Here is a 14,168-nt window from a genome sequence, read left to right as displayed (position 1 = left end):
GATAAAGGAAATACAATGGCTGAAGATACTAATTTAGAAATAGAAGAAAAAAGTAAAAGCAAAAGCAAGCTAATTATAATTATTGTTGCTGCTGTCTTAGTGATCGTTGGCGCTGTGGCGGGTTACTTTTTATTATCTGGCTCTGATGAATCAACTCAGAACTCAGCTGAGGATACCTTGGTCAGTGAGGATACAGCAACCAGTAAGAACTCTGCAACAATAGGAACTGCTTTATATGTGGCTATGCCAAGACCTTTTGTATTTAATGTCCCAGGATCGACTCGTGATAGGGTTGTGCAAATCAAAGTGCAGTTATTAGTTCGTGGTAGTGGGAATGAAGAAACGGCTAAAAAACATATTCCACTTATTGAAGGCACACTATTGAGCGTATTTTCAATGACTACCGCTGAGGAGCTTAGTAGTAGCGTTGGTAAAGAAACACTACGTTTTACTGCGCTGGATAAAGTACAGGCCGCTATGATGGATGTTGAAGGAAGCAAAGTCGTGGAGCGAGTTTTATTTACTGGCTTTGTGATGCAATAAGGAGTTAGTGTGAGCGATTTATTATCCCAAGACGAAATTGATGCGTTATTACACGGTGTCGATGAAGTTGATGAGGAAGATACACATGACGATGAAGACGGTGAGGGAAGTACTTTACAGTATGATTTTTCGTCGCAAGATCGCATCGTCCGTGGTCGCATGCCGACACTTGAAATTGTTAATGAGCGATTTGCTCGTCACATGCGAATAAGCCTATTTAACATGATGCGTCGCACCGCTGAGGTGTCAATTAACGGCGTGCAAATGATCAAGTTTGGTGAGTACATACATACCTTGTTTGTCCCAACGAGCTTGAACATGGTACGTTTTCGCCCCTTAAAAGGCACCGGCCTTATTACCATGGAAGCACGCTTAGTTTTCATACTGGTAGACAACTTTTTTGGTGGCGATGGTCGTTATCATGCCAAAATTGAAGGACGTGAATTTACCCCAACAGAGCGCCGAATTGTACAAATGCTGCTTAAAATAATCTTTGAGGATTACAAAGAAGCATGGGCCCCGGTCATGGACGTGTCATTTGAGTACCTTGATTCTGAGGTTAACCCCGCAATGGCTAATATTGTTAGCCCAACTGAGGTGGTGGTTATTAGCTCTTTTCATATTGAACTCGATGGTGGTGGTGGTGATTTTCATATTGCACTACCTTATTCGATGCTCGAACCTATCAGAGAGCTATTAGATGCCGGTGTTCAGTCTGATACTGAGGATACTGATTTACGTTGGAGTAAAGCGCTACGCGACGAAATAATGGATGTAGAGGTCGATTTGTCGACCCAACTACTTGAAGTGGAATTAAGCTTAAAGCAAATAATGGAACTTAAAACAGGAGATATCATACCTGTTGAAATGCCAGAGCATATCACTGTATTTGTAGAAGACTTGCCCACATTTAGAGCTAAAATGGGTCGCTCACGCGACAATGTAGCGCTTCAAATTAGTGAAAAAATTAAACGCCCTGATTCAGTTAAATCTGAGCTGCACGTCTTTACTAAAGGCGGCAAAAAAATTGATTCAGATGCAGAATTAGCAGAACTAGAAGATGATTTACACCTTTCAAACGGTGTAGACTTAGACTGGTAATTGATTAAAAGGTTAAAAGTATGAGCGATGATCAAGATACGATGGACGAATGGGCTGCAGCACTTGCTGAGGCAGAAGGGACTGATGATGGCGCCGAGGTAAAAGTTACTGAACTTGATGAACTCGATGATTCAAAACATGAGCTCAGTGGTGAAGAAAAACGTAAACTCGATACTATTTTAGATATTCCCGTTACTATTTCTATGGAAGTAGGGCGCTCTAAAATAAACATTCGTAATTTATTACAGCTTAACCAAGGTTCTGTGGTTGAGCTTGATAGAGTGGCCGGTGAGCCGCTGGATGTACTAGTTAACGGTACATTAATTGCGCATGGCGAAGTTGTTGTTGTAAACGACAAATTTGGTATTCGTTTAACAGATGTAATTAGTCAGGTTGAACGGATCAAAAAATTACGATGATAGCACTACTTGGTTTAAGCAATTCTGTGTTTGCAGCTACTGATGCTGCAACACCCACCACAGATATTATTTCTATGGTGATGTCGTTAGGTGTAGTGGTTGTATTAATTTTAGTGTTGGCTTTTTTTGTTAAAAAGCTTAACCCAAATTTAACCAATAGTGATGAATTTAAAGTGGTCCGCAGCCTCCCTTTAGGGTCTCGTGAGCGGTTGATGGTGGTTGAAATAGATAATGCTCAGCATTTATTGGGGGTTACCCCGCACAGTATTAATTACTTACATAAACTAGAAACACCACTAACAGAAAAAGAGTTACCAGCATTAGCTAAACGTTTTAGTAAAATGTTGAACCCACAACTTAATCAAAATAAAAAGAACTAATATTATGACCAAATGGCTGCTTATCATTCTTGCCATGGTATTTGTACCTGGCGTTAATGCCGAAGGGATTGATGCGCTAAAAATAACTACTAATGCTGACGGTACACAAGACTACTCAGTGACGCTACAAGTGCTAGCGATCATGACGGCAATGAGTTTTATACCAGCAGCGATTATCATGATGACCTCTTTCACTCGAATTATTGTTGTATTAGCTATTTTGCGCCAAGCCATTGGTTTACAGCAAACGCCTTCAAATCAAGTATTATTAGGTATGTCGCTGTTTTTAAGCATATTTATTATGTCGCCAATTTATGAACAAATAAACGAGCGAGCAATCGAGCCATATTTAAGTGAGCAAGTCACCTCGCTTGAAGCGCTTGATTTAGCAAAAGAGCCAATGAAAGCCTTTATGCTTTCACAAGTGCGTATCAAAGATTTAGAGACATTTGCTAAAATAGCTGGTTACGACCAACTTGATTCACCAGAAGCTACACCTATGATAGTGCTTATTCCGGCATTTGTAACCAGTGAGCTACAAACTGCATTTATTATTGGTTTTATGTTCTTTATTCCCTTTCTAATCGTTGATTTGGTGGTTGCATCCGTGTTGATGGCAATGGGTATGATGATGCTCTCACCCATGATTGTATCGTTGCCGTTTAAAATTATGTTGTTTGTATTGGTTGATGGCTGGAGCTTGGTGATGGGTACGCTTGCTAAAAGCTTTGGTTTGGGCACTTAACTTTGATTTATACACTAAACCAAACAAACTAGGAGTCGTTCATGGAACCTGAAGTATTTGTTGATATTTTAAGTGGTGCACTGTTTTTAGTGATTAAGTTAGTGTCTGCTATTGTGGTACCTGGTTTAATTATTGGTTTGGTGGTGGCTGTGTTTCAGGCCGCAACGTCAATTAACGAACAAACATTGAGCTTTTTACCGCGGCTATTAATTACTATCAGCGCTTTGATTGTCGGAGGGCACTGGTTTACCCAAGAACTTATGGATTTTTTTAATCGCTTAGTACTTCTTATTCCCGAAATTGCAGGTTAATAATGGAATTTCCATTTTCCGTTGTTATTCAATGGCTAAGTGATTTTTTACTGCCTTTGGTGCGCATTAGCTCAATGATCATGATCATGGCAGGGATTGGCGCAAAAAATGTACCTGCCCGTATAAAAATGGGCTTAGCTGTTGTTGTAACATTTTTAGTGGTGCCAGTGCTGCCTCCTGCCACATTCACTAATTTATTTTCTTTTGAAATGATTTTAGTGGTACTACAACAAATGTTGATTGGTGTTGCCATTGGTTTTGCATCCATATTATTACTAAATACATTTGTGTTAGCCGGCCAAATTCTTGCAATGCAAACTGGTTTAGGTTTTGCTTCCGTTGTTGACCCTTCCAATGGTATGAGCGTGCCTGCGGTGGGGCAGTTTTATCTTATTTTAGCTACGCTATTATTTTTTGTATTTAATGGTCATTTAATGATGATCCAAATGGTGGTGCACAGTTTTCAGGTACTGCCAATTGATGGCAATTGGTGGGCAGTGGATCACTATTGGGACATTGTAACGTGGGGCGGTTGGATGTTTACCACAGCACTTGTGCTATCGTTAGCGCCATTAACAGCTATGCTGGTTATTAATATGGCATTTGGCATCATGACCCGTGCAGCGCCACAGTTAAATATTTTCTCGATAGGTTTTCCTTTTACCTTAGTGGCAGGCTTAGTTATTATTTGGGCGACGCTCGGTAACTTTGTGACTCAATTTGAATTTCAATGGCTAAAAATGATTGAGCTGATGTGTACCCTCGTTGGTTGTTCCCCTTAGGAGAGCGTGATGGCTGAAGATTCCGGACAAGAAAAAACCGAAGAACCCACCCAAAAAAAAGTTGATGATGCTAAAAAGAAAGGCCAAGTTGCACGTTCAAAAGAGTTAGGCACTATGTTTGTGCTTATTTTTTCTGCTATTTCTTTATTAATGTACGGACCAGAAATTGGTAAGGGTTTGTACAATATTATGGGCCGAATGCTCAGCCTAAATCGCAATGAAACCTATGATACCACTAAAATGTTTTCTGTCTGGGCAGAGGTAGCCAGTGCACTTGTGTTTCCTATGTCGATGTTTGTACTTATTATTGTATTGGCTGCGTTTATTGGTAATACCTTACTAGGAGGTTTTAACTTTAGTTGGAAAGCGGCAGCACCGAAGGCGAGCAAAATGTCGCCAATGAAAGGGTTTGTGCGAATGTTTGGCCCGCAAGCAGCGGTTGAATTACTTAAGTCATTATTAAAGTTTTTTTTAGTCGCAAGTTTTGCTATTTTTTTAATTAATACCTTTTTTGATGAAATATTACACCTAAGTATAGAAAGCGCACCAGGTAATATAATTCATGCACTTGAGATTTTGGCATGGATGTTTTTAGGCATGTCTTGCACCTTAATTATTATTGCCGCGATTGATGCACCTTTTCAAAGCCATAAACACCATAAAGAGTTAAAAATGACGATGCAAGAGGTCAAAGACGAATATAAAAATTCTGAAGGTGATCCGCAAATTAAAGCACGTATCAGGCAAACTCAACGACAAATGTCGCAAAAGCGAATGATGCAAGATGTACCTGACGCTGATGTTATTGTTACCAACCCAACTCATTATTCTGTGGCGTTAAAATACGATACAGAGCGAGCAGGCGCACCTATAGTGCTTGCAAAAGGCGTTGATGAACTTGCAATGCAAATTCGTAAAATTGCAATAGGTAACGAAGTTCCAATTGTTGAATCCCCAATGCTGACTCGTGCACTTTATCATACCGCTGATGTTGGCGATCAAATTCCGGATCAATTATTTACCGCTGTCGCTCAAGTACTTGCTTATGTGTTTCAGCTTAAACGGTTTAAAAAAGGCCGTGGAAAACGCCCTGTTGCGCTTAATAAAAAACTGCCCATCCCTGATGAATTTAAGTATTAACCGCTAACCAACTAACTTGGAATAGTTATTGCAATTTCAGCGTAGTGTCAATTTTTTGAAATTGTAGAGTTATGGAATTTAAAGCGGTATTACAACAACTTAATAAAGATAAAAAAGAATATGCAAAGGGCGTTGGTACCCCACTTCTGGTGGTCGCTGCGCTAGGCATGGTTATTTTACCGCTGCCTCCATTCCTGCTTGATATATTATTTTCATTTAATATCGCCCTCGCTTTAGTGGTATTACTCGTTACTGTATACACCATGAAACCACTCGAATTTGGCATGTTTCCAGCAGTTTTATTAATTGCAACGATTATGCGTTTAGCACTTAATGTGGCCAGCACGCGGGTAGTACTCCTTGAAGGTCACAACGGCGCTGACGCTGCGGGTAAAGTAATTGAGGCCTTTGGCTCGGTGGTTATTGGTGGTAATTATGCCGTCGGTTTAGTGGTATTTTTAATTCTGATCATCATTAATTTTGTAGTAATCACTAAAGGTGCTGGGCGTATTTCAGAAGTATCAGCGCGTTTTACCCTAGATGCTATGCCCGGTAAGCAAATGGCGATTGATGCCGATATGAATGCAGGCTTTATTAGTGCAGAACAAGCAAGAGATCGCCGTGAGGAAGTCACCCGTGAGGCTGATTTTTATGGCTCTATGGATGGTGCGAGTAAGTTTGTAAAAGGTGATGCGATTGCGGGTATTGTTATTTTAGTGATTAATATTGTTGGTGGTCTTTTTATTGGCATGATCCAGCATGATTTGAGCTTTAGTCGCGCTATGGAAGTATATACATTACTCACCATTGGTGATGGTTTGGTTGCTCAAATACCTTCTTTATTGTTGTCTGTAGGTACTGCTATTGTAGTGACTCGCCAAAACGAATCACACAATATGGGCGATCAGTTTAAACAGCAACTAGGTAATGAAAAATCGTTATTCATTGCCTCAGGTATTCTTATTACTATGGGTTTAGTCCCAGGTATGCCGCATCTTGCTTTTTTAAGCTTGGGTGCACTTTTGGGCTACCTTGCATATTACACACAGCAAAATAAACTTAAATTAGCCGCTGCAGAGGGAGCAGAAGCTGAAAGTATGGCATCAGGAACCGGGCTTACTGCTAAACAAGAACAAAAAGAACTTGGCTGGGATGATGTACAACAAGTTGATGTTATTGGCTTAGAAGTGGGCTATCGATTAATTCCTTTAGTTGATCAATCGCAAGGTGGCGAGCTATTAAATCGTATTAAAGGAGTACGTAAAAAGTTATCTCAAGAGCTTGGCTTTTTAGTTCCCCCTGTACATATTCGCGATAATCTGGAACTCGACCCTAATGCTTACCGTATCACCATGATGGGCGTATCAAGCGGTGAAGGGGAGCTTAAACATGGTGATGAGTTAGCGATTAATCCAGGCCAAGTTTTTGGCCCGCTTAAAGGCGTTGAAACCAAAGACCCTGCGTTTGGTTTAGATGCAGTATGGATAAAACCCGATCAAAAAGATGAAGCACAATCTTTGGGTTACACCGTGGTTGATTCGGCCACTGTGGTAGCGACTCATATTAGTCAGTTGCTCACTAATAGCGCGGCTTTATTACTCGGTCATGAAGAAGTGCAAAATTTATTAGATATGCTAGGTAAAAGCCACCCTCGTTTAGTTGAAGGCCTAGTGCCTGAGGTATTACCGCTGACAACTATCGTTAAAGTATTACAAAATTTATTAAATGAAGGGGTGGCAATACGAGATATGCGCTCAATTGTTCAAACCCTTGTTGAGTACGGACCTCGTAGCCAAGACCCTGATGTATTAACGGCTGCAGTACGAATATCGCTGCGCAGATTAATCGTTCAAGATGCCGTTGGCATGTCTTCTGAAATCCCTGTCATAACCTTGGCACCTGAGTTGGAACAGATGTTGCATCAGTCACTTCAAAATGCCGGTGACGAAGGCGCAGGAATTGAACCAGGACTTGCTGATAGGCTTCAAACATCACTCAATGAAGCGCATCAAAATCAAGAAATGGCCGGTGAACCTTCAATATTGCTAACGTCAGGAATGTTACGCACTGTGTTATCTCGGTTTGTTAAATACACCATTCCAGGATTGCGAGTGATGTCTTATCAAGAGATACCAGATGAAAGACAGATCAAGATTGTCAGCTCTGTAGGCCAACAATAGGATTTTAAAGGGGTTTGAATTATGAAAATTAAACGTTTTTTTGCTAAAGACATGCGCACCGCACTAAAAGAAGTAAAAGAAGAGCTCGGTGTTGATGCGGTTATTATGTCAAATAAAAAACTAGCTAATGGCGTTGAAATTGTTGCCGCGGTGGATTACGACAAAGCAGCTACAAAAGCGCCAGAGCAGCCTCAAAGCCAACCCGCTGCAAGCGCTTCATTTGCACATACTGGGCAAAGTTCACATAATTTTGTCAAACCAGAGCCACAACGCGCCCAACCTCAGCCACAAGCAAAGGTCGCAGATAGCTTGCAAGCCTTACTAGAGCGTCAGTCTCCACGTCCTCGTTCAGCAGAGCTTGCTTCAATGTTTTCACACTCTGGCATTGACACATCTGGCCACTATCAAGAACAAGAGCCTGTGCAATCACGACCTAAAAATATGTTTGAACGTGAACAAAGCGCGCCAGTGCGCCCTCGCACCCAAGCCGATAGCTTAGGTTTTGATGACTTAGACAATGATTTTGACGATTTAGACTCGCCTGCAGCACCGCACCAGCCAAGTATGCAAAACGAATCAAATGAAATGAGTACAATGCGCGAAGAAATGAATGCAATTCGTCAATTATTAGAGCATCAAGTATCTGGTTTAATGCAGCAAGATATGGCGCGCCGTGATCCGACCCGTGCATGTATGATTGACCGTTTAGTCGGTATGGGTATAGATAAAGACGTAGCTGAGCAAATGGCGTGCTTTGTACCGGACGATGTATCTCGCCAACAAGGTTGGAAAGCCTTATTGAGCATGGTTGAAGATCAAATGCAAACCACGAACAATGAAATACTTCGCCAAGGTGGTGTATTTGCATTAGTAGGCCCAACAGGGGTGGGTAAAACAACCACTGTTGCAAAATTGGCTGCACTAGGTGCACAAAAATATGGCGCCGATAAAGTGGCCCTCATTACTACCGATACTTATCGTATTGGTGCCTATGAGCAACTAGCAACCTATGGCCGTATTATTGGTTGTGGCGTAAAACAAGTTAAAAATGCAAACGAATTAGCAGAAGTTTTATACCATTTACGAAATAAACGTCTAGTCTTAATTGATACAGCGGGAATGAGTCAACGTGATTTACGTTTAACTGAGCAACTCAATACGCTGATGCGTAACCAGCGCGTTGATATACGCAGCTATTTAGTGTTAAGTGCGACGGCGCAAATCAATGTACTACAAGAAACCGTTAGGCACTTTAAGAAAGTACAGTTAAGTGGATGTATTTTTACTAAATTAGATGAGTCATTGAGTTTAGGTGAGATTATTAGTATTGCGATTCAAAATCGTCTCCCAATAGGGTATCTTACTAATGGTCAGCGAGTACCAGAAGATATTAGAGTGGCAAATGCCGAAAAACTAGTAAAAAAAGCTGAGCAATTGTATTTAAAGAGAATAAAAGCACAACAATCACGACACCAATCAGTGGCGTCAAGCACAGTAGAGATGTATGATTAACACAGTTTTAGATCAAGCAAGCGGCCTTCGCAAAATGAGCAACAATAATAATAGCGGCGTAAAAGTTATCGCCGTCACCGGCGGCAAAGGTGGGGTGGGTAAAACAAATGTATCTCTTAACACGGCAATTGCGTTAGGCCAGCAGGGCAAACGCGTACTGGTGTTAGATGCTGATTTAGGATTAGCAAACTGTGATGTGATGCTTGGACTACGTGTAGAGCGTAACTTATCCCATGTTTTATCGGGTGAATGTGAGCTTGAAGATATTTTAGTAGAAGGCCCCGCTGGGATCAAAATAGTCCCTGCGACTTCGGGTTCGCAAAGTATGGTTGAGCTATCACCTTCAGAACATGCAGGACTTATTCGTGCATTTAGTGAGCTTAACACCGATTTTGATATTTTAATTGTTGATACGGCCGCAGGTATTTCGGATATGGTGCTGAGCTTTTCTCGCGCTGCACAGGATGTGGTTGTGGTGGTATGTGATGAGCCTACATCAATTACCGATGCCTATGCTCTAATTAAGGTGCTAAGCCGTGAGCACGGCGTATATAAATTTAAAATTGTCGCCAACATGGTGCGTAGCTTACGTGAGGGGCAGGAATTATTTGCTAAACTATCAAAAGTTACCGATCGGTTTTTAGATATATCAATGGAGCTGGTTGCAACGGTTCCTTATGATGAAAACATGCGTAAATCAACGCGCCGCCAAAAGGTAATTGTTGAGGTTTTTCCGGGGTCGCCAGCTGCAATTGCTTTTAAAACATTGGCGACAAAAATCACTAAGTGGCCTACACCTAGTCAAGCTTCAGGTCATTTAGAGTTTTTTATTGAGAAGTTAGTTAGTAATTAAAGATGACAATACCGGTGAATAGAACTATGGGATATCAGTCAACACAGAATTTAAATATGATTGTTGAAAAGCATGCCTCATTAGTCAAAAAAGTGGCGTGCCATTTAATTGCTCGTTTACCGGCCAGTGTACAACTAGATGATTTAATTCAATCAGGTATGATAGGCTTAATTGAAGCCTCAAAAAACTTTGATGCAAGCAAAGGGGCGAGCTTTGAAACCTTTGCTGGTATTCGTATTCGTGGTGCAATGATAGATGAAATGCGCCGTGGCGATTGGGTTCCACGCTCAGTTCATAGAAAAGGTCGTTTAGTTGCAGAGACTATAGTTGCGCTTGAGAACAGTTTAAACCGTGAACCTAAAGATAGTGAAGTTGCTGAAAAACTTGAAATTTCGCTAAATGAGTACCATCATATTTTAAATGATGTGAATGTCAGTAGAGTGTTAGGTATTGAAGACCTTGGCATTGATGATGATGTAATTACACCTCATGGTCAAGATTTAGCATTAGACAAACCGTTCAATAATGTTAAAAATGAACGGTTTAATGAGTCTTTACTCAGTGCAATAAAGTCTTTACCGGAAAAAGAGGCAATGGTGCTTTCTTTGTACTATAACGATGAAATGAATTTAAAAGAAATTGGGCATATACTCGATGTAAGCGAATCGCGTGTAAGTCAGATACATGGTCAGGCGATGATTAAGCTAAAAGCTAAAATCAATGACTGGATAAACTAGAAGTAAGTAAATAAAGGTTCAGGCCTCACTGGAGGATGTTTTGGATAAAAACATTAAAATTCTTGTTGTTGATGATTTCTCAACGATGAGACGTATTATTAAAAACCTGTTGCGCGATTTAGGTTTTACCAATGTTCAAGAAGCAGATGACGGGTCAACTGCTTTACCAATGCTACAAAATCAAGCATTTGATTTTGTTGTAACAGATTGGAATATGCCAGGGATGCAAGGTATTGATCTTTTAAGGGCAATTCGAGCCGATGAGAAACTAAAACATATTCCTGTTTTAATGGTTACAGCAGAAGCGAAGAAAGAACAAATAATTGCAGCTGCCCAAGCTGGTGTGAATGGCTACATTGTTAAACCATTTACTGCAGGTACATTGAAAACTAAATTAGAAAAAGTGTTCGAACGCTTAGGTTAATAAGAGGGAGAGGCTTATGTCAGCACCTGCTGCGCCTCAGATTACTTTAGAGCAAGCCCGCCAGTTAGTGGTTTTTTTAGAAAATGGTGAGCAAGATAAAGCAAATCAGTTAATTTTAGAAACAGCTTCACAAGAGCAATCACAGCTATTTGCTGAAGTGGGTAAGTTAACGCGTCAACTACACGAAGCTTTAAAGAGTTTTGAGTTAGATACGCGTTTGGCAGATATTACTACCGATGCCATCCCTGATGCAAAAAAACGCCTTAACTATGTCATGGAAATGACAGAAAACGCAGCCAATAAAACAATGGATGCGGTTGAAGCAAGCTTACCGCTAGCACAAGAGATAGCTGATGATATAGCTGACATTAAGCCAACGTGGGATCGCTTAATGAGCCGCGAAATCGAGCTTAGTGAGTTTAAATCACTTTGCCATAGCATTGATAAGTTTATGAGTAGTTCTCATCACAAAACTGATGAGCTACAAACCTTGATGACTAATGTACTGATGGCTCAAGATTATCAAGATTTAACAGGTCAGGTAATTCGTCGTGTTATTGAGCTTGTACGTGAGGTTGAAGAAAGCTTAATCCACTTATTAACTGCATTTGCAGCACAAGGCGAAGTTGAAACAACAATACAAGCAGAAGATTCCATTGTTGCACAAACACTAGCAGGTCCAGAAGGACCTATTATTGATAAAGAATCGCGTAATGATGTTGTATCTGATCAAGATGAAGTTGATGATCTATTATCAAGTTTGGGCTTCTAATAGGAGAGTACTGCATGAGCTTTGAAGTCGATGAAGATATTTTACAAGACTTTTTAGTAGAGGCCGGAGAAATCCTTGAGCTTTTATCTGAACAGTTAGTAGAACTGGAAAACAACCCAGATGATACGGAACTACTAAACGCAATATTTCGCGGTTTCCACACTGTAAAGGGTGGCGCTGGCTTTTTGGCAATGACGGAACTTGTTGATGCGTGCCATGGTGCTGAAAACGTGTTTGATTTACTGCGCCAAGGTGTAAGAACAGTTAACTCTGAATTAATGGATGTGATTTTACAAGCACTTGATACTATTAATGAGATGTTTACAACGATTAAAAGCCGTGAACAACCAGAGCCTGCTGATCCACATCTACTCGCTGTGCTTCATAAGCTTGGACAGCCTCCAACAGCGGAAGAGCTTGCTGGAAACTCTGTCGTTGAAGATATAGCGTCTATTGAGACTTCATCAGTAGATCCTGAACCTATTGCCGAACAGCTAAGTAATGATGACGAAGATCAATTTGCCTATGATGAATTATTTAGTGGCGCAGAGTCGAGTAATATTAACTCTCAGGTTGATGATAAACTTCCTAGTTCTGACATTGATGAAATAACTGAAGATGAATTTGAAAACCTACTTGACGAATTACATGGGAAAGGCCAAGGGCCACAAGAAAAGCAATCATTAAGTGAAAGTAATGTAAGTGGCGATATTACTGACGATGAATTTGATAGCTTGTTAGATGAGCTTCATGGTGTAGGTCGATTTGGCGAAGTGAGCCAAACTACAGTAAGTACACCAGAGCAAGTATCACCCGCTTCACAAGCCAGCAAGCAAAGCTCGGGCGATGATGAAATAAGTGACGACGAGTTTGAAGCATTACTTGATGAACTTCATGGTAAAGGTGCACCGAAGGCGATAGAAACATCACCACCTGAAAGTAAACCTGAGCCCGTGGCGGCCAAACAGCCTGCGCCAACTCCACAAACTAAGCCTGAGCCAACTAAGCCTGAGTCAACTAAGCCAGCTGTGAATGTTCAACCAGCTAAAGTTGAATCTGCGCCAGCTAAAAAAGCGCCACCTCCTCCTGCCGAAACAACGGTACGAGTTGATACCAAACGCCTAGACCAAATTATGAACATGGTAGGCGAGTTGGTACTTGTACGTAACCGTCTAGTTAGTTTAGCTACCAACACAGAAAGTGAAGCTATGGGTAAGGCAATATCTAACTTAGATGTGGTCACTGCGGATATCCAGGGTGCAGTAATGCAAACTCGAATGCAGCCGATTAAGAAAGTGTTTGGCAGGTTTCCTCGCGTAGTACGTGACTTAGCCCGAACATTACAAAAAGACATTAATTTACAAATGGTTGGCGAGGATACAGATTTAGATAAAAACTTGGTTGAAGCACTGGCCGATCCACTTGTTCACTTGGTGAGAAACTCTGTAGATCATGGTATTGAAATGCCAGATATACGTGAAGCAGCGGGTAAACCAAGAACGGGTACTGTCACTTTATCTGCCTCTCAACAGGGCGATCATATTTTGCTCACTATCGAAGATGATGGTGCTGGTATGGATGCAGAAAAGCTTAAAAAGATTGCGATTAGTAAAGGGGTTCTTGATCATGACCAAGCGAGTCGACTCTCAGATACTGAAGCTTTTAATCTAATATTTGCACCTGGGTTTTCAACTAAAGAAAAGATCTCTGATATATCTGGCCGTGGTGTTGGTATGGATGTGGTTAAAACAAAAATAACTCAGCTAAATGGCTCGGTAAATATAAAATCAGAGATGGGTGTAGGCACTACTTTAGAAATTAAAGTACCGCTGACACTGGCAATATTGCCAACCTTAATGGTGGTGGTTGGCGAGCAAACTTTTGCGTTACCGCTTGCGGGTGTAAGTGAAATATTCCACTTAGATTTAACAAAAACGAATGTGGTTGATGGTCAGTTGACTATTGTTGTTCGCAAAAAGTCGATTCCTTTATTTTATCTTGAACATTGGCTTATTAAAGGCGCTGATAGAGGTCAACGAAAAGCGCAAGGTCACGTTGTCATTGTGCAAATAGGAACCCAAAAAGTGGGGTTTGTCGTTGACTCACTCATAGGCCAAGAAGAAGTAGTGATCAAGCCTTTAGATGCATTATTACAAGGCACGCCGGGTATGGCAGGTGCGACAATTACCTCCGATGGGGGGATAGCACTAATATTAGATGTACCTAGTATGCTTAAGCATTACGCTGGATAATAAAAGTAGGTATAAAC

15 protein-coding genes are annotated in these 14,168 nt (G+C 40.9%); all 15 read left to right on the top strand.

Annotated features, from left to right (window positions below):
• The first annotated feature begins 15 nt into the window (after window positions 1-15).
• The gene (gene fliL, locus KG708_RS07575; protein ID WP_213608808.1) at window positions 16-543 is read left to right on the top strand and encodes a flagellar basal body-associated protein FliL; all 528 of its coding nucleotides are present in this window, start codon (window positions 16-18) and stop codon (window positions 541-543) included.
• Between the two features lie 9 nt (window positions 544-552).
• Window positions 553-1,644 carry a flagellar motor switch protein FliM gene (gene fliM, locus KG708_RS07570; RefSeq protein ID WP_213608807.1) on the top strand — a complete coding sequence of 364 codons (1,092 nt, stop codon included), beginning with the start codon at window positions 553-555 and terminating at the stop codon, window positions 1,642-1,644.
• A 20-nt stretch (window positions 1,645-1,664) separates the two neighbouring features.
• Entirely contained in the window at window positions 1,665-2,063 is a 399-nt protein-coding gene (gene fliN, locus KG708_RS07565; RefSeq protein ID WP_213608806.1) for a flagellar motor switch protein FliN, read from the top strand.
• The gene (gene fliO / locus KG708_RS07560) at window positions 2,060-2,443 is read left to right on the top strand and encodes a flagellar biosynthetic protein FliO (RefSeq protein ID WP_213608805.1); all 384 of its coding nucleotides are present in this window, start codon (window positions 2,060-2,062) and stop codon (window positions 2,441-2,443) included. The genes fliN and fliO overlap by 4 nt, the downstream gene beginning before the upstream one ends.
• A 4-nt stretch (window positions 2,444-2,447) precedes the next feature.
• On the top strand, window positions 2,448-3,188 hold the full coding sequence (gene fliP / locus KG708_RS07555) for a flagellar type III secretion system pore protein FliP (protein WP_213608804.1): 741 nt from the start codon (window positions 2,448-2,450) through the stop codon (window positions 3,186-3,188).
• Between the two features lie 41 nt (window positions 3,189-3,229).
• Window positions 3,230-3,499: a flagellar biosynthetic protein FliQ gene (locus KG708_RS07550; protein WP_010387922.1), complete on the top strand. Its 270-nt coding sequence runs from the start codon at window positions 3,230-3,232 to the stop codon at window positions 3,497-3,499.
• Between the two features lie 2 nt (window positions 3,500-3,501).
• Window positions 3,502-4,281: a flagellar biosynthetic protein FliR gene (gene fliR, locus KG708_RS07545; protein ID WP_213608803.1), complete on the top strand. Its 780-nt coding sequence runs from the start codon at window positions 3,502-3,504 to the stop codon at window positions 4,279-4,281.
• A 9-nt stretch (window positions 4,282-4,290) separates the two neighbouring features.
• Entirely contained in the window at window positions 4,291-5,421 is a 1,131-nt protein-coding gene (flhB, locus tag KG708_RS07540) for a flagellar biosynthesis protein FlhB (protein WP_213608802.1), read from the top strand.
• 71 nt (window positions 5,422-5,492) lie between these two features.
• Window positions 5,493-7,601, top strand: a complete 2,109-nt coding sequence (gene flhA, locus KG708_RS07535; protein ID WP_213608801.1) for a flagellar biosynthesis protein FlhA — start codon at window positions 5,493-5,495, stop codon at window positions 7,599-7,601.
• 21 nt (window positions 7,602-7,622) lie between these two features.
• Complete coding sequence (gene flhF, locus KG708_RS07530) at window positions 7,623-9,113, top strand: flagellar biosynthesis protein FlhF (protein WP_213608800.1); 1,491 nt, start codon at window positions 7,623-7,625, stop codon at window positions 9,111-9,113.
• The gene (locus tag KG708_RS07525; protein ID WP_213608799.1) at window positions 9,106-9,966 is read left to right on the top strand and encodes a MinD/ParA family protein; all 861 of its coding nucleotides are present in this window, start codon (window positions 9,106-9,108) and stop codon (window positions 9,964-9,966) included. Before flhF ends, KG708_RS07525 begins: the two co-directional genes overlap by 8 nt.
• A gap of 26 nt (window positions 9,967-9,992) precedes the next feature.
• On the top strand, window positions 9,993-10,703 hold the full coding sequence (locus KG708_RS07520) for an RNA polymerase sigma factor FliA (RefSeq protein ID WP_213608798.1): 711 nt from the start codon (window positions 9,993-9,995) through the stop codon (window positions 10,701-10,703).
• Window positions 10,704-10,743: 40 nt separating this feature from the next.
• Window positions 10,744-11,127, top strand: coding sequence for a chemotaxis response regulator CheY (cheY, locus tag KG708_RS07515; protein WP_008112210.1), 384 nt, complete (start codon window positions 10,744-10,746; stop codon window positions 11,125-11,127).
• Window positions 11,128-11,143: 16 nt separating this feature from the next.
• Window positions 11,144-11,899 carry a protein phosphatase CheZ gene (locus KG708_RS07510; protein ID WP_213608797.1) on the top strand — a complete coding sequence of 252 codons (756 nt, stop codon included), beginning with the start codon at window positions 11,144-11,146 and terminating at the stop codon, window positions 11,897-11,899.
• A gap of 14 nt (window positions 11,900-11,913) precedes the next feature.
• Complete coding sequence (locus tag KG708_RS07505) at window positions 11,914-14,151, top strand: chemotaxis protein CheA (protein WP_213608796.1); 2,238 nt, start codon at window positions 11,914-11,916, stop codon at window positions 14,149-14,151.
• Window positions 14,152-14,168: the final 17 nt, after the last annotated feature.

Origin of the sequence: Pseudoalteromonas sp. (assembly GCF_018402495.1) — a bacterium.
GTDB lineage: Bacteria > Pseudomonadota > Gammaproteobacteria > Enterobacterales > Alteromonadaceae > Pseudoalteromonas.
Note: the sequence above shows the minus strand (reverse complement) of the source record. Positions and strands in the feature narration are given on the sequence as shown.

What these genes read in the sequence shown, in the direction of transcription:
- KG708_RS07510 (WP_213608797.1), top strand. Translation starts at nt 11,144, where the DNA reads ATGTCAGCACCTGCTGCGCCTCAGATTACTTTAGAGCAAGCCCGCCAG.
- KG708_RS07550 (WP_010387922.1), top strand. Translation starts at nt 3,230, where the DNA reads ATGGAACCTGAAGTATTTGTTGATATTTTAAGTGGTGCACTGTTTTTA.
- flhF (WP_213608800.1), top strand. Translation starts at nt 7,623, where the DNA reads ATGAAAATTAAACGTTTTTTTGCTAAAGACATGCGCACCGCACTAAAA.
- flhA (WP_213608801.1), top strand. Translation starts at nt 5,493, where the DNA reads ATGGAATTTAAAGCGGTATTACAACAACTTAATAAAGATAAAAAAGAA.
- fliL (WP_213608808.1), top strand. Translation starts at nt 16, where the DNA reads ATGGCTGAAGATACTAATTTAGAAATAGAAGAAAAAAGTAAAAGCAAA.
- fliN (WP_213608806.1), top strand. Translation starts at nt 1,665, where the DNA reads ATGAGCGATGATCAAGATACGATGGACGAATGGGCTGCAGCACTTGCT.
- KG708_RS07505 (WP_213608796.1), top strand. Translation starts at nt 11,914, where the DNA reads ATGAGCTTTGAAGTCGATGAAGATATTTTACAAGACTTTTTAGTAGAG.
- fliP (WP_213608804.1), top strand. Translation starts at nt 2,448, where the DNA reads ATGACCAAATGGCTGCTTATCATTCTTGCCATGGTATTTGTACCTGGC.
- KG708_RS07525 (WP_213608799.1), top strand. Translation starts at nt 9,106, where the DNA reads ATGATTAACACAGTTTTAGATCAAGCAAGCGGCCTTCGCAAAATGAGC.
- fliO (WP_213608805.1), top strand. Translation starts at nt 2,060, where the DNA reads ATGATAGCACTACTTGGTTTAAGCAATTCTGTGTTTGCAGCTACTGAT.
- KG708_RS07520 (WP_213608798.1), top strand. Translation starts at nt 9,993, where the DNA reads ATGGGATATCAGTCAACACAGAATTTAAATATGATTGTTGAAAAGCAT.
- fliR (WP_213608803.1), top strand. Translation starts at nt 3,502, where the DNA reads ATGGAATTTCCATTTTCCGTTGTTATTCAATGGCTAAGTGATTTTTTA.
- flhB (WP_213608802.1), top strand. Translation starts at nt 4,291, where the DNA reads ATGGCTGAAGATTCCGGACAAGAAAAAACCGAAGAACCCACCCAAAAA.